This is a genomic window from Nocardioides sp. SRI_004 (assembly GCF_057586415.1).
In genome coordinates this window covers 99,073-119,527 of record NZ_JBYCZV010000006.1, presented here as the reverse complement: position 1 = coordinate 119,527, position 20,455 = coordinate 99,073, and the positions used below count along the sequence as shown (strand labels likewise).

Genomic DNA, 20,455 nt, shown 5'->3' with positions numbered 1-20,455 from the left:
TGGCCCCTGCACAAGACAGGGACCAGCCGCACAGTTGGGTGCAGAAGGAGGGGAGGACGATGCCGATGCGTCACCAGCCGTTGGTGGAGAAGGCGCCCGCCGAGGTCGTCGAGCGCCTCGTGGACCTCGCCTGCCTCGCACCGAGCGTCCACAACACCCAGCCCTGGCGGTGGCGGTACGACGACGCACGGCTCGTCCTCGAGGCCGACCTGACCCGGCGCCTGCCCGCCGAGGATCCTCGCGGGCGCAATCTCACCCTCAGCTGTGGCGCGGCCCTGCACCACCTGGCGTTCGCCGCCCGGGCGATGGGGTGGGAGACCAACGTGCTCATGCTGCCCGCCGACCGCGACCCCGCCGTCCTCGCCGAGGTCCTGGTGAGCCGGGTCCGCCAGCGGGCCGCGGTGCGGTCCGACCTCGACCTGCTCCGCACCCGGTGCACGGACCGTCGCCGCTTCACGGCCTGGCCCGTCCCGGACGACCGGCTGCAGGAGCTCTGCCGGGTGGCCGAGCAGTGGGGCAGCCGGGCCGAGGCAGTGACGAGCGACGCCGCACGGATCCGGCTCGAGCTCTTGGCGAACCGCGCGCTGACCTTCCTCGAGATCGACGGTCGCCGGATGTTGGAGCAGGAGCGGTGGATCGACCGCGCGGGGACCGACGGCATCCCGCTCGGCCTGCTCCCCGCGGACCCGGAGCCCCTGCAGGCGCGGTCGCGGTTCCGGCCGGGGCTGCTGGAGGACACCCGCATGGTGATCCACGGCGGGGACCGGGTCATCGCGATCGGCGGTGCGTCCGACGACGTCGGGGGTTGGTTGCGCAGCGGCCAGGCCATGAGCGCGGTCTGGCTCGAGGCCACCCGCTCCGGCATGTCGCTGATCCCGATGAGCCAGCCGATCGAGGTGGAGAGCGTCCGCCACGAGGTCGCGCGGAGCGTGCTCCGCGACGTCCCGGAGCCCCACATCCTGCTACGCATCGGCTGGCAGGCGATCGGCAGGAGCGGGCTGCCGCGCACGCCGCGGCGCCCCCTGCACGAGGTGTTCGTGCGCCACGCCTGACGGAGCGTCCAAGGTCCGCGACCACGGGGGCCGAAGGTCCCGCCCGACGGGGAAGTCCGGCCGTGGGAGCAGGGACTCGCCCGTTCCTAGCGTGGTCGCGTCAGCCCCCGACCCATGCCAGGAGCCCTCGTGGACCCGACCGACATCGCGCGGTGGCAGTTCGCCATCACGACCGTCTACCACTTCCTCTTCGTCCCGATCACGATCGGCCTGTCCGCGGTCATCGCGGGGTACGAGATCGCCTGGCTGCGGACCGGCAACGAGCGCTGGCTGCGCCTGACGAAGTTCCTCGGCAAGCTCTTCCTGATCAACTTCGCCATCGGCGTCGTGACCGGGATCGTGCAGGAGTTCCAGTTCGGCATGAACTGGAGCGACTACTCCCGCTTCGTCGGCGACGTGTTCGGCGCGCCGCTCGCGGTCGAGGGGCTGCTCGCCTTCTTCCTCGAGTCCACCTTCCTCGGCCTGTGGATCTTCGGCTGGGACCGGCTGCCAGCGAAGCTGCACGCCGCGTGCATCGTCCTGGTCCACGTCGCGACCCTGTTCTCGTCGTACTTCATCCTCGCGGCGAACTCCTGGATGCAGCACCCGGTCGGCTACGAGTACAACCCCGACACCGGACGCGCGGAGATGAACGACTTCGCGGCGGTGATGTTCAACAAGGTGCAGCTGGTGACCTTCCCGCACGTCGTGCTGTCCGCGTACATGACTGGCGCCGCGTTCGTCGTCGGGGTCGCCCTGTGGCACCTGCGCCGGGCCCGCACCGACGCCGACCGCGCGCTCTACCGGCCGGCCGTGCGCACCGGTGCGTGGATCGTGCTCGTGGCGGCGCTCGGCGTCGTCGTCAGCGGCGACGTGCAGGGCAAGATCATGACCGAGGTCCAGCCGATGAAGATGGGCGCGGCGGAGGGGCTCTACGAGACCGAGGCGCCCGCCGACTTCTCGGTCTTCCAGCTCGGCACCCTCGACGGCGACGAGGAGACCTTCTCGGTCAAGGTGCCGGGCCTGCTGTCCTTCCTCGCCACCGGCACGCCGAACGGCGAGGTCGAGGGCATCAACGAGCTGCGCGAGCGCTACCAGGAGGAGTACGGCGCCGACCCGGGCGCCGCCTACTACTCCCCCGGCGACTACACCCCGGTGATCCCGCTGACCTACTGGACCTTCCGGCTGATGATCGGCCTGGGCATGGCCGGCGCCGCCATCGCGGTCTGGGTGCTGTGGGCCACCCGCGCCGGACGCACGCCGCAGGGCAGGGCCGTGCTCGCCGCGGCGGTCGGGTTGCCCCTCCTGCCGCTGCTCGCGAACACCTCCGGCTGGATCTTCACCGAGATGGGCCGCCAGCCGTGGGCGGTGTTCGGCCTGATGACGACCGAGCACGCGGTCTCGCCCGGGCTCACCACCGCGGAGGCATGGATCTCGCTGCTCACCCTGACCGCGGTGTACGGCGTCCTGGCCGTCGTCGAGGTCCGGCTGATGCTGACCTGGATCCGCCGCGGCGCCGACGAGCTGCCCCCCGAGGTGCCGGACGACGCGGGCGACGACCGCCCCCTGGCCTTCGCCTACTGACCACCGGAACGAGGACAACACCATGGAGCTCACGACCGTCTGGTTCAGCCTGATCGCCGTCCTGTGGATCGGCTACTTCACCCTCGAGGGGTTCGACTTCGGCGTCGGCATGCTGCTGCCGGTGCTCGCCCGTGACGACACCGAGCGCCGGGTCATGATCAACACCATCGGCCCGGTCTGGGACGGCAACGAGGTGTGGCTGCTCGTCGCCGGCGGCGCGACCTTCGCGGCGTTCCCCGAGTGGTACGCGACGCTGTTCAGCGGGTTCTACCTGCCCCTGCTGCTCATCCTGGTCGCGCTGATCGTGCGCGGCCTGGCCTTCGAGTACCGCGCCAAGCGCGACGACGACCGCTGGCGACGCCGCTGGGACCTGGCGATCATCGTCGGCTCCTTCGTCCCCGCGCTGCTGTGGGGCGTCGCCTTCGCCAACATCCTGCGGGGCGTGCCGATCGACGCCGACCTGGAGTACGCCGGCGGCTTCTTCGAGCTGCTCAACCCCTACGCGCTGCTGGGCGGCCTGACCACGCTGGGGCTGTTCGTCACCCACGGGGCGCTCTTCGTCGCCCTCAAGACCGACGGTGAGATCCGGCACCGTGCGCGCGGCCTGGCCCTCCCGGCCGTCGGCGTGACCGCGGTCCTCGCCGTGGCCTTCCTCGCCTGGACCCAGCAGCAGACCGGCACTGTCGGCTCCGCGGTCGCCTTCGTCGCTGCGGCCCTGGCCCTGGTCGGCGCCGGCCTCGCCGCACGCGCCGCGCGCGAGGGCTGGGCCTTCCTCGGCACCTTCGTCACGATCGCGCTCGCGGTGGCCGGGCTGTTCCTCGCCCTCTTCCCCGACGTGATGCCGACGACGCTCGCCGGGGGCACGAGCCTCACGACGACCAACGCCGCCGCGACGTCGTACACGCTGGGGATCATGACGGTGGTGGCCGTCGTGTTCACGCCGCTGGTCCTGGCCTACCAGGCATGGACGTACTGGGTGTTCCGCAAGCGGATCGCCGTCCACCACATCCCGGCCGCCCCGGCGCCGGCCACCGCCGCCCGATGAGGCCGTCCGACCCGAGGCTGCGCGCGCTGCTGGTGCCGGCGCGCGCAGCCCTGGCCGGGGTGGTCGGCACCGGCGTGGTCGGCGGCCTCCTGGTCATCACCCAGGCGTGGGTCGTCACCGGCCTGGTCGTCGCCGTGCTCGACGGGACCGGCATCGCCCGTTGGTGCCTCGCCGTCATCGGCCTGCTCGCGGTGCGGGGCCTGGTCGGCGGGATCGGCGACCTGTTCGCCGCCCGCGCCGCGGCATCGGTCGGCACCGTGCTGCGGCACCGGCTCGTGCGGTCGGCGATCGAGGCGTCCGCCGGACCGGACCCGGCCGACGACGTCGCGACCCTCGCCACCCGCGGGGTCAGCGCGGCGGAGCCCTACCTGACCCGCTACCTCCCCGCGGTCGTCGTCGCGGCCGTGCTGCCGCCGCTGACCGTCGTGGCGCTGGCCACCCAGGACCTGCTGAGCGCCCTCATCGTCGTCCTCACCCTGCCGCTCGTGCCCGTCTTCGGCGCGCTCGTCGGAATCGCCACCCGCGACCGGGCGGAGGAGCAGTGGCGGGCGATGGCCTCATTGTCGGGACACTTCCTGGACGTGGTGCGGGGCCTGCCGACGCTGGTCGCCCACCGTCGCGCCCGCGCCCAGTCCGCCCGCATCGCCGAGGTCACCGACCGCTACCGCCGGGCCTCGCTGCGGACCCTGCGCATCGCCTTCGCCTCCTCCGCCGTGCTCGAGCTGGTCGCGACGCTGTCCGTCGCGCTGGTGGCCGTGACCGTCGGCGTACGGCTCGCCTCCGGCTCGCTCGACCTGACGACCGCGCTCGTCGTCCTGCTGCTCGCGCCGGAGGCCTACTGGCCGCTGCGGCGGGTGGGCGCGGAGTTCCATGCCGCCGCCGAGGGCGCCGCCACCTTCGAGGCGGCCGACGAGCTCCTCTCCCGTCCGCTGCCCGTCACCGTCGACCGGCCCGCGCCGCCGCACGCGCCGCTCGTCCTCGACCACGTGGGCGTCACCCGTGCGGGACGCAGCGTGCCCGCGGTCCACGACCTCTCCGCGCTGCTCCCGGCGCAGGGCATCACCGCCGTGACCGGTCCGTCCGGCTGCGGCAAGTCCACCCTGCTGGCCGCGATCGCCGGGCTCGTGCCCCACGACGGAGCCGTGCTGTCCGGCGGCGAGCCGGTCGGCGGCCCGCGCTGGCAGGCCCAGGTCGCCTGGCTGCCGCAGCAGCCGCGGTTCGTCGACGGCACCATCGGCGACAACCTGCGCCTCGCCCGGCCGGACGCGACCGGCGACCAGCTGTGGCGGGCCCTGCGCGAGGTCGCCCTCGAGGTCCGGGTGCGTCAGCTCCCCGCCGGTCTGGACACCCCGCTCGGCGAGGACGGCACCACCCTGTCGGCCGGCGAGCGCGCCCGGCTCGCGCTGGCCCGGATCGTGCTCGCCGACCGCCCGTGGGTGCTCCTCGACGAGCCCACCGCCCACCTGGACGACCTGACCGAGCAGGTCATCGCCGACACGATCGTCGCCCTCGGTCGCCGTCGCGGCGTGATCGTGGTCGCGCACCGGCCACGGCTGGTGGAGCTGGCGGACCGGGTGATCGCGCTGCCGGCCCCGGCAGCCGCGCCCCACGCCGTGCCCGCCGCTCCCGGGCCGGGGCACCCGGCAGGCGTCCCGGTCGACGTACCTGCGGCCTCCACCGAGCGCCGCACCCTCGCCGGTGCGGCCGTGATCGGCGCCCTCGCCTCCGCCTCCGGGGTCGCGCTCACGGCGACCGCGGGCTGGCTCATCGTGCAGGCCTCCAGCCGCCCCGCCGTCCTCACCCTGCTCGTCGCCGTCGTCGGGGTGCGTGCCTTCGGACTCGCCCGCCCGGTGCTGCGCTACGTGGAGCGGCTGCGCGCCCACGACGCCGCCCTGCGGCTCCTCGCCCGCCGCCGCGTCGAGGTGTACGACGCCCTGGTGCCCCTCGTGCCGGCCCGACTCGGCAGGCGGCGGGGCGACCTGCTGACCTCGGTCGTCGACGACGTCGACAGCGTGGTCGACCGGCAGCTCCGGGTCCGGCTCCCGCTGGTCCAGCTCGGTCTGGTGATCCTGCTCGCGGCGGGGGTGGCCGCCGTCCTGCAACCGGCCGTCGCCCTCGTCGTCCTGGGCCTCGGCAGCGTCACCGCGGCCGCCCACCTGCTCGCCCGGCACGGCGCCCGCGCCGCGGAACGGCGGTTGGTCGCTCTCCGTGCCGGACTGTCCCGGAGCGTGGTCGACGCGCTGCAGGTCGGCGAGGACCTGCGGATGTGGCAGCGCGCCGTGCCGACCGCCGACCGGGTCGCCGAGGTGAGTGCGCGGCTCGGCGCGGTCACCGTCACCACGGCTGCCTGGCTGGCGCTGGCCCGCGCGCTGGTGCTGACGGCGGGCGGGGCGGCGGTGGCAGTGACCGCGGCGCTGGCCGGAGGCGAGGTCGCCGCGGGAGCGCTGAGCGGTCCGGTGATGGCCCTGCTCGTCCTGCTCCCCCTCGCCCTCACCGACGTCGCCCTGCCCTGCGCGGACGCCGGTGTCGTCGCCGCCCGCACCGAGGCCGCCGAGGACCGGTTGGCCGACCTCGAGCGCACGCCACCCGCCGTCGCCGACGTCCCTGGCCGATCGCAGCCCACGGACAGCGTCGTGGAGCTCGCCGACGTCCGCGCCCGCTGGGAACTCCGCGCACCGGCCACCTCCCCCGTGACGCTCGACCTCGCCCCGGGCGACCGGGTGGCGCTCGTGGGTGCGTCCGGGAGCGGCAAGAGCACCGTCGCCGCCGTCCTGCTCCGCTTCCTCGACGCGTGCGGCGGGTCTGCCCGGATCGGCGGCGCCGAGCTCGAGGACACCGCCCCGGACGACGTACGACGGATGGTCGGCCTGGTCGACGACCAGCCCCACGTGTTCGCGACGACCCTCCTCGAGAACGTCCGCCTCGCCCGGCCCGAGGCCTCGGCCACCGAGGTCGAGGAGGCGCTGCGCGCCGCCTGCCTCGGCCCCTGGCTCGACGGACTGCCGGACGGGCTGGGCACGTGGCTCGGGACCGGCCACGCGGGCGTCTCGGGCGGCGAACGGGCGCGGATCGGCGTCGCCCGCTCGCTCCTCGCCGCCCACCCCGTGCTGGTCCTCGACGAGCCGACGGCCCACCTCGACCACGCCACCGCCGAGCAGCTCGCGCACGAGGTGATGACCGGCCCCCGCGTCAGGTCGGTCCTCTGGATCACCCACGGCACGGCCGGGCGGGACCTGGTCGACCGGACCGTCGAGCTCACGGGACCGGTTGGAGGGGCCGAAGGTCCCACCCATGCGGGGGCCTCGGCCCGTGTCCGCCGGACCTCCTCCGGACGGAGGGTGGAGCCATGACCACCACCATCAACCCCAGCAGTGTCGTCGTCGCCACCGACGGTTCGGAGGACGCCACCCGCGCGGTCCACTGGGCCGCCGAACAGGCCTTCCTCGAGCGGCGTCCCCTCGTCGTCGTCACCGCTACCGGAGCCACGCAGGTCCCGGTCACGGCCTGGGGCGGTGTCGGCGCCGGCTATGCCCCCAGCGTCGACGACCTCGTCGAGCACGGTCGGTCCGTGGCCGAGGACGCCCTGGCCGTCGTACGCCACCTCCGCCCCGGACTCGAGGCGTCCGCCGAGGTGCTCGTGGGCGACCCGCGCCAGGCGCTCGTGGAGCTGTCGCGCCGGGCGCACCTCCTCGTGCTCGGCTCCCGCGGCCGCGGCAGCTTCCGCAGCAAGGCCTTCGGGTCGGTCAGCGCCGCGGTGAGCCGCGACGCGGCCTGCCCGGTCTTCGTGTGTCGGCCGCCCGCCCGGTCCGAGATCCCGACGCGCGGGATCCTCGTCGGTGCCGACGGGACTCCCGAGTCCCTGCCCGTCATCGAGTTCGCCTTCCACCAGGCCTCGCTGCTCGACCTGCCGCTGACCGTCGTGCACTGCGTGTGGGACCAGGTGGCCGCGCTGCTCGGCCCCGGCTTGGTCTCGCCCCAGGAGGACGGGCTCGAGCAGCAGCGGCTGCTGCTCTCCGAGAGCGTCGCCGGGATGTGCTCGAAGTTCCCCGAGGTGAGCACCGACCTGCGGCTGGGGCGCGGGCTGGCCGAGGAGTTCCTCGCCACCGGCACCGCGGAGTGGAACCTCGTCGTCGTGGGTCGGCACCCCGTCGACAGCCTGCTGCGCCTGGTGACCGGTTCGGTGGCGATCTCCGTCATCGAGCACGCCCGGACCACCGTCGCCGTGGTCCCGGAGGCCGACCCCGCCGAGTCCGGCGACGAGGACTGAGGAGGCGGAGATGAACCGCCGCATCCGCCCGGGCAGCATCGTCGTCGGCGCCGACGGGTCCAAGCACGGCGCGCGCGCCCTGCGCTGGGCCGCCGAGCAGGCCCGCCTCGAGCGCCGCCCCCTGGTGGTCGTCACGACCGAGGAGGGCAGTGCGTTCCGGATCAACGCCGACGCGGTCCGCACCGTGCACGAGCTCGCCCCGGGCGTGGAGGTGAGCGGCGTCAGCGCGGCGGGAGACCCCCGCAACGTGCTCGTCGAGCTCACCCGCAACGCCCACCTGCTGGTGGTCGGGTCCCACGGCCGCGGAACCGTGCGCAGCGCCCTGCTCGGCTCGGTGAGCGCCGCGGTGAGCCGCGAGGCCGTGTGCCCGGTCGTCGTGTGCCGGCCCCGTGCCGAGGAGCAGGTCCGCCAGGGGGTCCTGGTCGCCGTCGACGCCAGCGAGTCGTCGCTGCCGGTCATCGAGTTCGCGTTCGCGCAGGCATCCCTGCACGGTCAACCGCTCACGGCCGTCCACTGCGTGTGGGACGTGATGGCTGCCGTGGCCGGCCTGCGCAACGTCAAGCTGGACGACGCCGACCTCGGGATCGGAGACGAGGCCCACCTCGCGCTGGCCGAGTCGCTCGCCGGGTTCGCCGAGAAGTACCCGGACGTCCCGGTGACGGAGCGCGTCAACCACGGCCTCGTCGACGACGTGGTCGGCTGGCGCACCGGCGCCTGGGACCTGGTGGTCGTGGGCCGGCACCCCCTCGACACCGTCAGCCGGCTCGTGACCGGCTCCATCGCCACCGCCGTGGTCGAGCGCGCGCAGACCAATGTCGCCGTCGTACCTGTCGAGCGGGAGCGGGTCACATCGTGAGCACCCGACCACCCAGTGCCCTCGTGGTCTACGAGTCGATGTTCGACAACACCACCCAGACGGCGGAGGCCGTGGCGCGGGGGCTCCGGCGGGCGGGGTTCGCGGCCCACGCCGTGCCCGTCACGTCGTTGGCGTCGACCGGTCCCGTCGACGTCGACCTCCTCGCCGTCGGCGCGCCCACCCACGGCTTCACGCTGAGCCGCAGGGAGAGCCGTGCCGAGGCCGTGCGCCAGGGTGCCGGCCCCGACCGGGCCGCGATCGGCCTTCGGGACTGGATCGCCCAGTCCCTGCCGCAGCGCTACGGCACCGACCGTCTGGTCGTCTTCGACACGCGGATCGGGCGTGTGCGGCACCTGCCACTGTCCGCGGCCCGCACTGCCGCCCGTCTGCTGCACCGGCGCGGATTCCGTCTCCTGCGCAAGCCGGTCGGCTTCGCGGTGGACAGGGTGCGCGGGCCCCTCCGGGACGGCGAGCTCGCCCGCGCGGAGAACTGGGGCCGGATGGTCGGCTCCGCCTGCCTCGAGGAGCTCAGCGAGGCGGCCTGAGGCCGAATCTCAGAGGTAGAGCCCGTCCCCCGCTGCCGGCTCCGCCGTCGGGTCGGCCTTCTCCGCCGCCGGCTCCTCCTCGAAGGTCAGCGAGCCACCGAACCTCTCCTTCAGCTGCGGGCCGAAGAAGTTGCTCGCCTCCGCCACGTCGACCAGCGACGACTCGAGGGTGCCCTTGTTGAGCGCGAGGCCGGCGACGGCGTCCTCGAACACGACCGCCTTCTCCGCCCAGTAGACCCGCGCGTGCAGGAGCCGCTGGTTGATGTCGTTGAGGGTGCCGAGCAGCTCGGGGGTCTGCTCCACGTCGTGTACGGCGACCGACCACACCCGCACCGCGGGGCGGTCGTCATTGCCCACGACGCGCACGGTGTAGCCGCTGCTGCCGTGCCGGAAGGCGTAGCCGCCCTGGTCGTCCTTCGTCAGGGACTCGTTGCCCGAGAACTCCTCGAGCAGGCGCTCGACGTACGCATCGACCATGTCGCGGCTCATGGCCCGACCCTACTCAGCAGCGGTCACCAGGGCGACGGCTCGTAGTCCTTCACGAAGACGCCGTAGATGTCCTCGCCGGCCTCGCCGCGGACGATCGGGTCGTAGACGCGGGCGGCGCCGTCGACGAGGTCGAGCGGTGCGTGCCAGCCCTCGGCGGCGATGCGCAGCTTCTCGTAGTGCGGCCGCTCGTCGGTGATCCAGCCGGTGTCGACGGCGGTCATCAGGATCCGGTCGGTCTCGAACATCTCGCCCGACGACGTGCGGGTCATCATGTTGAGCGCGGCCTTGGCCATGTTGGTGTGCGGGTGGCCCGCGCCCTTGTAGCGGCGGGAGAACTGGCCCTCCATCGCCGACACGTTGACGATGTAGGCCCGCCGGGCGCCGTTCTGGACGGCGGCGCGCAGCGCCGGACGCAGCCGGGAGTTGATGAGGAAGGGCGCGATCGAGTTGCAGAACTGCACCTCGAGGAGCTCCAGCGGGTCCACCTCGTCGAGCACCTGCGTCCAGGAGTTGTTGTCCTGGATGTCCGGGATCAGGCCGCCGGCGTCGATCGCCGTGCCTGCCAGGTGCGCCTCGAGCGAGGCGCCACCGGCCTTGAGCGACAGCGCCGTGAGCGACGCCGCGTTGTGGGCGGCCAGCGCGGCCTCGGCGGACTCACCCTCGTGGTGCGCGACCGCCGTGTCGGCGAGGGCGCCGGCGATCGCGGCGGGGTGCGCCTCGGAGATCCGGTCGAAGGTGACCATCTCGGGCAGCGCCTTCACACCGAGCGACTCCGCGCTCGGCAGAGCGGTGTTCTCGCCGTCGATCAGGTGCGAGTAGGCGCCCGGCAGCCGGCGCACGGTCTGGCAGGCGTTGTTGATGATGATGTCGAGCGGGCCGTCGGCCGCGACATCGTCGGTCAGCGAGATGACCTGGGTGGGGTCGCGCAGGTCGATGCCCACGACCTTGAGCCGGTGGAGCCAGTCGGCCGAGTCCTCCATCGCGGCGAAGCGGCGTACGGCGTCCTTCGGGAAGCGCGTCGTGATCGTGGTGTGCGCCCCGTCGCGCAGCAGCCGCAGCGCGATGTACATGCCGATCTTGGCGCGCCCACCGGTCAGCAGCGCCCGCTTGCCGGTGAGGTCCGTGCGCTGGTCGCGCTTCGCGTGGCTCATCGCCGCGCAGCGCGGGCACAGCCAGTGGTAGAAGGCGTCGACGAGGGTGAAGTCCTCCTTGCAGATGTAGCACCCGCGCGCGGTGATCAGCTCGCCCGCGAAGGCACCCTTCGCCGTCGACACCAGCGGGATGCCCGCCGTCTCGTCGTCGATCCGCATCGGCGAGCCGGTCGCCGTCCTCTCGATGATCTCCTGGTCGTGGCGCTGCCGCTCCTGCCGGATCTCGGCCCGCCGCGACTTCTTGATCAGCTTGTACATGTACGACGCCGCGCGCTTCATCGTGCGCACGTCCTCGTGGTCCGGGTGCAGCTCGGGGATCTGCCGCAGCACCTTGATCGCGATCGCGAGCTCGTCCGGGTCGATCCGGTCGAGGCCGGAGAAGGGGACGTCGGAGTCTGCGCTGGTCACCGGCGAATCGTACGCGTGGCGGGCCCTCATCCCGTCGTCGAGGTGACTCAGGAGGTACCTGAAATGGATGACGCCCGGCACGGGCTCCGGGCCTAGCGTGAGGCACTGCACAGGGAGGCTCGTCATGACGATCGCCAAGTCCGTCGTCACGCCCGTGCTGACCACGCTCGCGGCGGCGTTCCTCCTCGTCCTGCCTGCGCGGGCCCCGGCCGTGCCGACCCCGCCGGGTGCGGTCCACGCGTGGGGCGGCAATGCGTTCGGCGAGCTCGGCGACGGGACCACCGACGCACACCGGGCGCCGGCGCCGGTCCCGGGGATGGACGAAGTCGTCGACATCCACACCGGCCGCGAGCACGCCGTCGCCCTCCGGGAGGACGGCACCGTGCTGACCTGGGGCAGCAACCAGATGGGTCAACTCGGTGGCGGCACGACCGGGGGGCAGCGGCCCTCGCCGGGCCCGGTCGCCGGGCTGGACGGGGTCACCATGGTCTCGACCGGCCACTACCACTCGCTCGCCCTGCGCTCGGACGGATCCCTGTGGACCTGGGGCTACAACAACGTCGGCCAGCTCGGCGACGGCACCACCACCAACCGGAACCGTCCGGTGCAGGTCAGCGGCACACGCACCTACGCGTACGTCGCGGCGGGCCGCGACATGTCCTACGCCGTCGCCACCGACGGCACCGTGTGGGCGTGGGGCCGTGGCGACGACGGGCAGCTGGGCGACGGCACGCTGGTCAACCACTCCACCCCGGTCCGGGTCGGTGCGCTGACCGATGTCGTCCAGGTGGCCGGCGGCCGGGACCACGGGCTCGCCCTGCGCATCGACGGGAGCGTCTGGGCGTGGGGGTGGAACGCCTACGGCCAACTCGGCGACGGCACGCTCACCGACCGGACGTCGCCCGTGCAGGTGCTGACCGGGGCGACCATGCTCGCCGCGGGCGCCCACCACTCCTACGCCCTGCGCAGCGACGGCCGCGTGGCCGCCTGGGGCCGCAACTACCGCAACGAGCTGGGGGACGGCACCAGCACCCAGCGCACGCGCCCGGTCACCGTGCTCGGCGTGAGTGGAGCGGTCACGATCGGGTCCGGACGCGACCACGGACTCGCCGCGCTGGCCGACGGGACGGTCCGCACCTGGGGCCACAACTCCTCCGGCCAGCTGGGCGACGGGACCCTCACGAGCCGGTCGACCGCCGTTGCCGTGCCCGGGCTCACCGATGTCGTCCGGGTCAGCGGTGGCGCGGAGTTCTCCGTCGCGGTCGCCGCGACCGGCGCTCCGCCGGAGCCGTCCGGGACGGCGGAGTTCCGTGCGGTGTCCGGAGCGAGCGGCAACGCGAGCTCAGTCACCGTCGCCGTGCCCGCCACGGTCCAGGCCGGGGACGTCCTGGTGCTGTTCGTCGGGACCAACCGGCTCGCGACCGTTCCGGCGCCGACGGGATGGTCCCTGCTCGGCGTCGCGACCGACGGGTCCGACCTCCGGTCCTGGGCGTTCACCCGGACCGCCACCGGCACGCCGGGGTCGAGCGTCACCGTCGTGCTCGACGCCACCAGCAAGGTCGACGTCAGCCTGGCGGCGTACGACGGATCGGCGGTGACGGCCACGGCCTCCCGCGCCGAGACGGGCACCGGCGCGTCCCACCTGAGCGCTCCCGTCGCCGTCACCACGCCCGGTTCGCGGGTCGTCCACCACTGGGTGAGCAAGGTCAACGAGGTGGTCACGTGGACCGTCGCCGACCTGGTGCCGCGACGCACCGGAGCAGGCAGTGGGAGCGGACAGGTCGTCAGCCTCACCGCGGACGGCGGTCCGGCACCCGCCGGGACCTGGCCCGCCCGGACGGCCACCGCGAGCGTCGTCTCGAGCAAGGCCATCGCCTGGACCGTCGTGGTCGCCCCGTGATGCGCCAGCGGCTCCGGGGCCCTCAGCCGCCCATCGCCGCGGCTCCCGTGCGCACCGCCTCCCTGATCCGCGAGTAGGTCCCGCACCGGCAGACGTTGCGGATCGAGTCGAGGTCGTCCTCGGTGATCGCCCGGCCCTCGGCGCGGACCTTGTTGACCAGCGCGACGGCGGCCATGATCTGGCCTGGCTGGCAGTAGCCGCACTGGGCGACGTCGTGCTCGAGCCAGGCGTCCTGCATGGGGTGCAGCCCGTCGCCGGGAGCGGTGTCGGCGAGTCCCTCGATCGTGGTGATCTCGTCGTCCTCGCCGATGGCGGAGACCGGCACCGAGCAGGGGTTGAAGGCCTTGCCGTTGATGTGCGACGTACAGGCCTTGCAGACGTTGATCCCGCAGCCGTACTTGGGTCCAGTGACGCCCAGGACGTCGCGCAGGACCCAGAGGATGCGGACGTCGTCCTCGACGTCGACGGTGACCGTCTCGCCGTTCAGCTGGAAGGTGTGCTTCGGCATGTCGGGGACCTCAGAAGGTGTGGTCGAGGCCGTTGACCGGCGACTCGGGGACGGACGGGACGAACGGCTTGGGCTCGAAGTGCAGCGGCGCGTGGAAGTTGATCGGGAACTCCTTGGGCAGGGTGCCCGTAGCCCGGGCGTAGGCGCAGGCCACCGCGGCCATCGACGCCGCGACCCCCGCCTCGCCGGCGCCGCCGGGCTCCTTGCGGTCGGAGTCGATGACCTCGCACCGGAACTCGAACGGGACGTTCCACTGACGCGTGTACGCCGAGTTGTCCCAGCTCGCCTCGAGGAAGTGCCCGTCGACGAGGTGGTTGCTGTAGGTCAGCGCCTGGGCCATCCCGTCCATGAAGCCGCCCATCATCTGGGCCTGCACGCCCAGCGGGTTGACGACCAGGCCACAGTCAACGACCACGAGGGCCTTGGTGACCCGCGGCCCGGTGACCGCGTCGCGGACCTTCCGGTCGACCGTCTCGGGCCGGCAGTCGATCTCCACCAGTACGGCGGTCGCGCCCTTGTACTCCTTGTGGATCGCGATGCCCTGGGCGGTGCCGGGCGGCATCGTCCGGCCCCACTCCCCCAGCTCGGCCGCCCGCTCGAGGACCCGCTTGACGATCCCGCTGCGCAGGTGCGCGCGCCGGAAGGCGACGGGGTCCTGCTTGAACCTCTTCGCCAGCTGGTCGACCATCAGCTCGTTGGCGCAGCGGACCTCCGGGGAGTAGACGTTGCGCACCGAGCTGGTGTTGAACCGCCTGACGTCGTGGTCGGTCTCGTTGAGGAGCTGGGTGACGACCCCGAAGTTGTAGGGCAGCTCCTGGGTGAGCGTGAAGATCGACTCCGAGAAGGTCAGGTTGGCCAGCCCGGTCGGCAGCGCCGCCACCTCCGCGGTCAGCCGCTCGCCGAGGCCGTGGGTGAAGTCCGTCGTGACGGCCGTGTGCCGCTGCTCGAAGCTGATCACGCTGCCGGCGAGGACGCTGGCCCGGATCCGCGATGTCGTCATCGGGTGCACGCGACCCTGGCGCGGCTCGTCGGCGCGGTGCCACATCAGCTTCACCGGCGCCCCGAACGCCTTCGACGCGTGGGCCGCCTCGATCGCCGCGTCGCTGAACAGCTTGCGCCCGAAGGACCCGCCGCCCTGGACGACGTGGACGGTCACCTTGCCCTGCGGCAGGCCGAGCGCCTTGGCCACCTTCGACTGGGTGTCGATCGGCGACTTGAGCCCGCCCCAGATCGTCGCCGTCCCGTCGCGTACGTCGGCGACGGCACAGTTGGGCTCGAGGGCCGAGCCGCTGCGGAAGTGGAAGACGAACTCGGCCTCGACGGTGCTGGCCCCGAGCTTGGGGACGACCAGCGGCAGCTGGGCCTTGCGCAGCTCGCCGAGGATGTCGGCCGACGACTTCCCGACGACCGTGCCGGGACTCCACTCGACGTCGAGGGCCCGCACGGCGTCGATGCACTGGCCGAAGGTCCTCGCGCGGACGGCGACGCCCGTCGGGATGATCGCGACGTGGGTGACACCGGGCATCGAGGCGACGGCCGCCTGGTTGCGCACGGAGCGTGCGGTGCCGTTGAGGTCCGGCGCCCGGCACACCATCGTGGGCAGGGCGTCCGGGACGTCGAGGTCCATCGCGTACTGCTTGCGGCCGGTCACCGCGTCGAGGGCGTCCACGCGGCGCTGCGGCGTACCGATGAGCGATTGGTCCGCTGCTGCCTTGAGCCTGACCCGGACCCGCTTCGTGGTCGGCGAGGCCGCGGTCGCCGCGGCCTCGCCGTAGGTGAGCGTGTTGCCGAGCAGGTCCGAGATGATGCCGCCCTTCACGGTCAGCGTCGTGACCAGGGCGCCGAGCTGGACGGCGGCGGCGTCGAGGAGGGCCTTGCGCGCCACCGCGGCCGCGACCCGCACCGGCGTGTACATCGAGATCATCGTGTTGGAGCCGCCGGTGAGCTGGTTGAAGAGCAGCTCGGGCCGTGCCGGCGCCAGCGTGACGTGCACCCGGTCGAGCGGCAGGTCGAGCTCGTCGGCGATGAGCATGCCGATCGAGGTGGTGATGCCCTGGCCGACCTCCATCCTCGGGAGGGCGAAGTGGGCGTGCCCCTCCTCGTCGACGTGGATCGCGATGAGGTTCGACGTCGGCAACGCGCAGTGCGTCAGGAAGTCGTTGAGGTCGTAGAGCTCCGGCACCTGCGGCAGTGACGGGATCGGGACGGCGTGCGCCGGTGCGGCACCGGCGACGAGGTCGGCGGCCACGACGAGGCTCGTGCCCCCCATGACGTAGCCGACGAAGGAGCGGCGGCTAAGTGGGCGCGCGGAGGCGCGCGCCGGAGACTTCCCCATGATTTCTCCCCGAGTGAGATGGCGGTCACACCAGCACAGCAGCCGGAGATTGGTCGGAGGTTGGTCGCTCACCCCCGTTGGAGGGGTGCACCCGCCGACTCGGCGGAAACCACTCCGATCATCGCCCCGCGCGCCGATGGGAGCAGTGCCCGCCGAAGAAGCCGAGGAAGTCGGGAGGAGCCGTGGCCGCATCCGCCGCCCGGGCACTGCTGCCCGCCCTCGGCTTCGGCGCTGCCTACTCGGTCGCGATCCTGGTCGGCCGTGCCACCCGGGTCGAGGGCAGTGAGGTGTCGCTGGTGTGGCCGGCGGCCGCGGTCGCGGTTCTCTGGGGGATCCACGCCCGCGGCCTGCCACGCCGCACTGCCGCCTTCCACTGGATCGTGCTCGCCGCGCTCACCTTCGGCGTCAACCTCACCACCGGCGCTCCCGTCGGCCTCTCGGCGTGGTTCGTGCTGGTCAACGTCGCGCTGGCGGCCGTCACCACCCTCGTCCTCGGGTACGGCGGCCGCCAGATCACGCTGCGCGACCCTGCCGACCTCGGGCACCTGGTCGTGGCGGTCACGTGCGGCACCCTGGTCGCCGCCGGGCTGGCCACCGTCTACTTCGCGGCGGTCGGCCACGAGGACCTGCCGCGGACCTTCGGGCTGTTCGCGGTCCGCAACGGCGTGACCGCTCTGGCCGGCGCGGCCGTCGTGCTCCGTCTCCGGGAGGCGCAGTGGCGCCGCCCGCAGCCGTCGCGGCTGCGGGTCCTCGAGTCGGTCGCCTGCGTCGTGGTGACGGTCGTCGTCTTCGCGCGGGTCTTCTGGTTCAACCCGGGCCTGCCGACGGCCTTCGGGATCATGCTGCCCGCGATGTGGGTCTCGCTGCGCTACACCACCACCACGGGCACACTCTTCCTCGCCGCGGCCGGTGGCTCGATCGTGTGGGCCACGCTGCTCGACCGCGGCGCGCTGCAGGGCATCACCCCGCAGGAGCAGGCCCTGCTCGCGCAGGGCATGGTCGGCTGCCTCGCCATGGTCGTGCTGACCCTCGCGCTGTTCCGCGACTCCCGCAACGACCTCATCGAGCGGCTTCGCCACCTCGCGCTGCAGGACCCGCTCACCGGCCTCGCCAACCGGACCCTGCTGACCGAGCGGCTCGACGACGCCATCGCCCGCGGCGAGCCCGGCACGGTCGGGGTGATCCTGATGGACCTCGACGGCTTCAAGCTGGTCAACGACGCGTGGGGCCACGCCGAGGGAGACCTCCTGCTCGTCGAGATCGCCCGCCGGCTGCTGGCCACGGTGCGCGCCGGCGACACGGTGGCCCGGCTCGGCGGCGACGAGTTCGTCGTCGTCTGCACCCGCCTGCGCGACGCCGACGAGCTCCGCCTGTGCGCCGAACGGATCCGGGACAGCGTGGCCGAGCCCTATGGCCAGGCCTCCGACGCGCCGTACGACCGGATCACGGCGAGCATCGGCACCGCACTGTCCGAGCGGTCGTGCAACTCGCGCAGCCTGCTGAGCAGGGCCGACAAGTCGATGTACGACGACAAGCGCGCACGGCGCCGCCCGCCGGCCACGGTCACAGCCCTGGCAGCACGTCCTGCACGATGACCAGCAGTGACTCGCGCAGCAGCAGGTGGGCCTGCTCGCGGGTCAACGTCCTGGCACGCGACCACTCCCGGATGGTGCCGCGGGCGAGCTCGCCGAAGGCCCGGATGCAGGCGCGGGACGCCGCGTCCGCAGGGTCTCCCCCGACCAGCTCGAGCACCCGGCCGGCCGCCAGGTCGTGGGCGCCCTCGAGGATCGCGCGCACCTCGGCGTCGTCGCCGATCCCCTCGGCCGCGCCGATGGTGAGGTAGGTCGCCCGCTCGGGGGTGATCGAGCCGAGGAACCAGTGCACGGCCGCGTCGACCCGCTCGGCCAGCGAGCCGGTCGGCAGCGGCACGTCCTCCAGCGTCGGCAGCAGCGCCGCGCGTCGTACGACCTCGAGGTAGAGGGCGCGCTTGTCGCCGAAGTAGTGGTTGAGCAGGCCCCGGGCTACCCCGGCGGCCGCGGCGAGCTCGGTGGTGGAGACCTCGACGTAGGGACGCTCCGCGAACAGCCGCTCGGCCGCGACCAGGATCTGCTCGCGGCGCTGGTCCGGGGACAGGCGCCGACGCGCGACTGCTTCGCTCATGGCCCCGACCCTACTATTGGCAGACTGCCAACAACAGACTAGCCTCGGTGTCGTGACCACCCGAGCCGAGACCACTGCCCGCGCCACCAGGGTGCGCGACGTCCCCGTGCCCGCGGGCTTCGTCATGCGCGACCACGTCTCCGGCATCGGCGCCCACCTGGCCGGCCCGGCCAACGTGATCATGCAGCTGAGCTGGCCCGGGGTCGGCCACGGCGTGATGAACAGCCGGGTCGAGAGCGGCTCGGCGATGAAGCGGCCGTTCAAGCGCGGGCGCACCACCTTCACCTACCTCGCCGTCGCGCTGCTCGGCGGCGACGACGACCGCACCGCGTTCCGCAAGGAGGTCAACCGCCAGCACGCGCAGGTCTACTCGCGCCCCGGCGAGAAGGTCGCCTACAAGGCGATGGACCCGCGCCTGCAGACCTGGGTCGCCGCGTGCCTCTACTACGGCACGGTCGACATGATCGAGAAGATGCACGGGCCCCTGCCCGACGCGGAGGCCGACGCGCTCTACGCCCACTGCGCGCGCTTCGGCACCACGCTGCAGATGCCGGCGGACGCCTGGCCCGCCGACCGCGCCGCCTTCGCCGCCTACTGGGAGGAGTCGCTCGCCGAGGTCGACATCGACCCCGACGTGGCGGAGTACCTCATGCAGCTCACCACGCTGCAGAACTTCCCGAGGCCCTTCCGGCTGCTGGCGCCGTTCCTCGTCTTCGTCACCACCGGCTTCCTGCCGCCCGTCTTCCGCGAGGCGATGGGGCTGTCGTGGTCGAAGCGCCAGCAGCGCCGCTTCGACCGGATGATGCGGGCCTTCGGCGCGCTCGAGCGCCGGCTCCCCGCCGTGCTGCGGGTCTTCCCGTTCAACCTGTGGCTGGCCGACATGCGGGTGCGCCGCCGGTTCCACCGCCCCCTCGTCTGAGAAGGAATCCCATGGACTTCGACCTGCCCGACTCCGCCCTCGCCGTCCAGGAGGGCGTCGCCGCCGTCGCCGCGAAGTACGACCACGCCTACTGGTCGCGCTGCGAGGAGGAGCACCGCTTCCCGCAGGAGGTCTTCGACGACCTCGGCGCCGGCGGCTGGTTCGGCCTGTGCGTCCCCGAGGAGTACGGCGGCGGCGGGCAGGGCCTGCTCGAGCTGGCCGTCGCCAACATGACCCTGTGCGCCTCCGGCGGCGTCGCGGGCACCTTCTTCTACGTCACGACGCCCGGCTTCGGCGCGATGACGCTCACCCGCCACGGCAGCGAGGAGCAGAAGCAGCGGATCCTCCCCGGCCTCGCCGAGGGCGCCCTGCAGTTCTGCCTCGCCCTCACCGAGCCCGACGCCGGCAGCAACGCCATCGAGATCACGACCCAGGCCCGCCGCGCCCCCGACAACCCCGACGAGTTCCTCATCAAGGGACAGAAGGTGTGGATCTCCAACGTCGAGAACGCCGACTGGATGGTCGCCGTCACCCGCACGATCCCCGCCGCGGAGACGAAGGAGCGCGGACTCCCCCGCACGGCCGGGTTCACCCTCTTCCTCGTCGACGTCAGGGAGGCGCTCGCCGCCGGCACGCTCTCCTACACACCCATCCCCAAGATGGGCAGCAACATCCTGCACTCCAGCCAGGTCTTCCTCGACGACGTACGGGTGCCCGCCGCCAACGTCATCGGCCAGGTCGACGCCGGGTTCGCCGTCCTGTGGGACGTCCTCAACCCCGAGCGCATCCTGGCCGCCTCCGGCGGTGTGGGTACGGCGGACGCGGCGCTGCGCATCGCCAGCGACTACGCGCGGGAGCGGGAGGTGTTCGGTCGCCCGATCGGGGCCAACCAGGGCCTGCAGTTCCCGCTCGCGCAGATCAAGGCGAAGACCGAGCTCGGCCGGTTGATGACCTACAAGGCGGCGTGGCTCTTCGACCAGGGCCGCCCCTGCGGCAACGAGGCGAATGTCGCCAAGCTCACCGGCGCGCAGGTCGGCTGGGAGGCCGCCAACCAGGCGTTCCAGACCCTCGGCGGGATGGCCTACTCGAAGGAGTACCCGGTCGAGCGGATCTTCCGCGACGCCCGGATCGCCAAGAACATCCCCGTAGCCGAGGAGCTCGTGCTCGCCCACATCGGCACCCAGATGCTGGGCCTGCCGAAGAGCTACTGACGCCCCGGTGGTCGAGGAGGTCGCGCAGCGACCGTCACGAGACCCC

16 protein-coding genes are annotated in these 20,455 nt (G+C 72.9%); 11 read left to right on the top strand and 5 right to left on the bottom strand.

The features are described 5' to 3' along the window. Positions 1 to 59 precede the first annotated feature (59 nt). From AC2YHB_RS10105 to AC2YHB_RS10075, 7 genes are all read left to right on the top strand, one after another. A complete protein-coding gene (locus AC2YHB_RS10105; RefSeq protein ID WP_179647350.1) occupies positions 60 to 1,052 on the top strand; it encodes an Acg family FMN-binding oxidoreductase in 993 nt (330 codons plus the stop codon). Between the two features lie 129 nt (positions 1,053 to 1,181). Further along, positions 1,182 to 2,615: a cytochrome ubiquinol oxidase subunit I gene (locus AC2YHB_RS10100; protein ID WP_179647351.1), complete on the top strand. Its 1,434-nt coding sequence runs from the start codon at positions 1,182 to 1,184 to the stop codon at positions 2,613 to 2,615. A gap of 22 nt (positions 2,616 to 2,637) precedes the next feature. Continuing rightward, positions 2,638 to 3,660 (top strand): cytochrome d ubiquinol oxidase subunit II, encoded by a 1,023-nt coding sequence (cydB, locus tag AC2YHB_RS10095; RefSeq protein ID WP_179647352.1) that lies wholly within the window; start codon positions 2,638 to 2,640, stop codon positions 3,658 to 3,660. Beyond that, the gene (cydD, locus tag AC2YHB_RS10090) at positions 3,657 to 7,010 is read left to right on the top strand and encodes a thiol reductant ABC exporter subunit CydD (protein ID WP_179647353.1); all 3,354 of its coding nucleotides are present in this window, start codon (positions 3,657 to 3,659) and stop codon (positions 7,008 to 7,010) included. The genes cydB and cydD overlap by 4 nt, the downstream gene beginning before the upstream one ends. Continuing rightward, complete coding sequence (locus AC2YHB_RS10085; RefSeq protein WP_036544651.1) at positions 7,007 to 7,927, top strand: universal stress protein; 921 nt, start codon at positions 7,007 to 7,009, stop codon at positions 7,925 to 7,927. The genes cydD and AC2YHB_RS10085 overlap by 4 nt, the downstream gene beginning before the upstream one ends. Positions 7,928 to 7,937: 10 nt before the next feature. Further along, positions 7,938 to 8,783, top strand: coding sequence for a universal stress protein (locus AC2YHB_RS10080; protein WP_179647354.1), 846 nt, complete (start codon positions 7,938 to 7,940; stop codon positions 8,781 to 8,783). Further along, positions 8,780 to 9,328, top strand: a complete 549-nt coding sequence (locus AC2YHB_RS10075; RefSeq protein ID WP_179647355.1) for a flavodoxin family protein — start codon at positions 8,780 to 8,782, stop codon at positions 9,326 to 9,328. The genes AC2YHB_RS10080 and AC2YHB_RS10075 overlap by 4 nt, the downstream gene beginning before the upstream one ends. 9 nt (positions 9,329 to 9,337) lie before the next feature. Here AC2YHB_RS10075 and AC2YHB_RS10070 read toward each other — a convergent pair whose 3' ends face one another. Together AC2YHB_RS10070 and AC2YHB_RS10065 are read right to left on the bottom strand one after the other, a co-directional pair. Beyond that, a complete protein-coding gene (locus AC2YHB_RS10070; RefSeq protein WP_179647356.1) occupies positions 9,338 to 9,817 on the bottom strand; it encodes a T3SS (YopN, CesT) and YbjN peptide-binding chaperone 1 in 480 nt (159 codons plus the stop codon). A 23-nt stretch (positions 9,818 to 9,840) separates the two neighbouring features. Continuing rightward, on the bottom strand, positions 9,841 to 11,376 hold the full coding sequence (locus AC2YHB_RS10065; RefSeq protein ID WP_308645434.1) for an SDR family NAD(P)-dependent oxidoreductase: 1,536 nt from the start codon (positions 11,374 to 11,376) through the stop codon (positions 9,841 to 9,843). Positions 11,377 to 11,500: 124 nt separating this feature from the next. On the opposite strand from AC2YHB_RS10065, the gene AC2YHB_RS10060 reads away from it, so the two are divergent. Beyond that, entirely contained in the window at positions 11,501 to 13,276 is a 1,776-nt protein-coding gene (locus AC2YHB_RS10060) for an RCC1 domain-containing protein (RefSeq protein WP_487353834.1), read from the top strand. A gap of 22 nt (positions 13,277 to 13,298) precedes the next feature. On the opposite strand, the gene AC2YHB_RS10055 is transcribed toward AC2YHB_RS10060, so the two are convergent. Next, positions 13,299 to 13,784, bottom strand: a complete 486-nt coding sequence (locus AC2YHB_RS10055) for a (2Fe-2S)-binding protein (protein WP_179647359.1) — start codon at positions 13,782 to 13,784, stop codon at positions 13,299 to 13,301. Between the two features lie 10 nt (positions 13,785 to 13,794). Next, a complete protein-coding gene (locus AC2YHB_RS10050) occupies positions 13,795 to 16,119 on the bottom strand; it encodes a molybdopterin cofactor-binding domain-containing protein (RefSeq protein WP_487353833.1) in 2,325 nt (774 codons plus the stop codon). 182 nt (positions 16,120 to 16,301) lie between these two features. On the opposite strand from AC2YHB_RS10050, the gene AC2YHB_RS10045 reads away from it, so the two are divergent. Then, on the top strand, positions 16,302 to 17,714 hold the full coding sequence (locus AC2YHB_RS10045) for a diguanylate cyclase domain-containing protein (protein ID WP_487353832.1): 1,413 nt from the start codon (positions 16,302 to 16,304) through the stop codon (positions 17,712 to 17,714). Here the strand turns inward: AC2YHB_RS10045 and AC2YHB_RS10040 are convergent. Next, entirely contained in the window at positions 17,683 to 18,279 is a 597-nt protein-coding gene (locus tag AC2YHB_RS10040) for a TetR/AcrR family transcriptional regulator (protein ID WP_179647362.1), read from the bottom strand. The two genes, AC2YHB_RS10045 and AC2YHB_RS10040, sit on opposite strands and share 32 nt — an antisense overlap. 52 nt (positions 18,280 to 18,331) lie before the next feature. On the opposite strand from AC2YHB_RS10040, the gene AC2YHB_RS10035 reads away from it, so the two are divergent. Both AC2YHB_RS10035 and AC2YHB_RS10030 read left to right on the top strand, forming a co-directional pair. Next, positions 18,332 to 19,198 carry an oxygenase MpaB family protein gene (locus tag AC2YHB_RS10035; protein ID WP_218864574.1) on the top strand — a complete coding sequence of 289 codons (867 nt, stop codon included), beginning with the start codon at positions 18,332 to 18,334 and terminating at the stop codon, positions 19,196 to 19,198. Positions 19,199 to 19,209: 11 nt separating this feature from the next. After that, a complete protein-coding gene (locus AC2YHB_RS10030) occupies positions 19,210 to 20,409 on the top strand; it encodes an acyl-CoA dehydrogenase family protein (RefSeq protein ID WP_179647363.1) in 1,200 nt (399 codons plus the stop codon). The last annotated feature ends 46 nt before the right edge of the window (positions 20,410 to 20,455 follow it).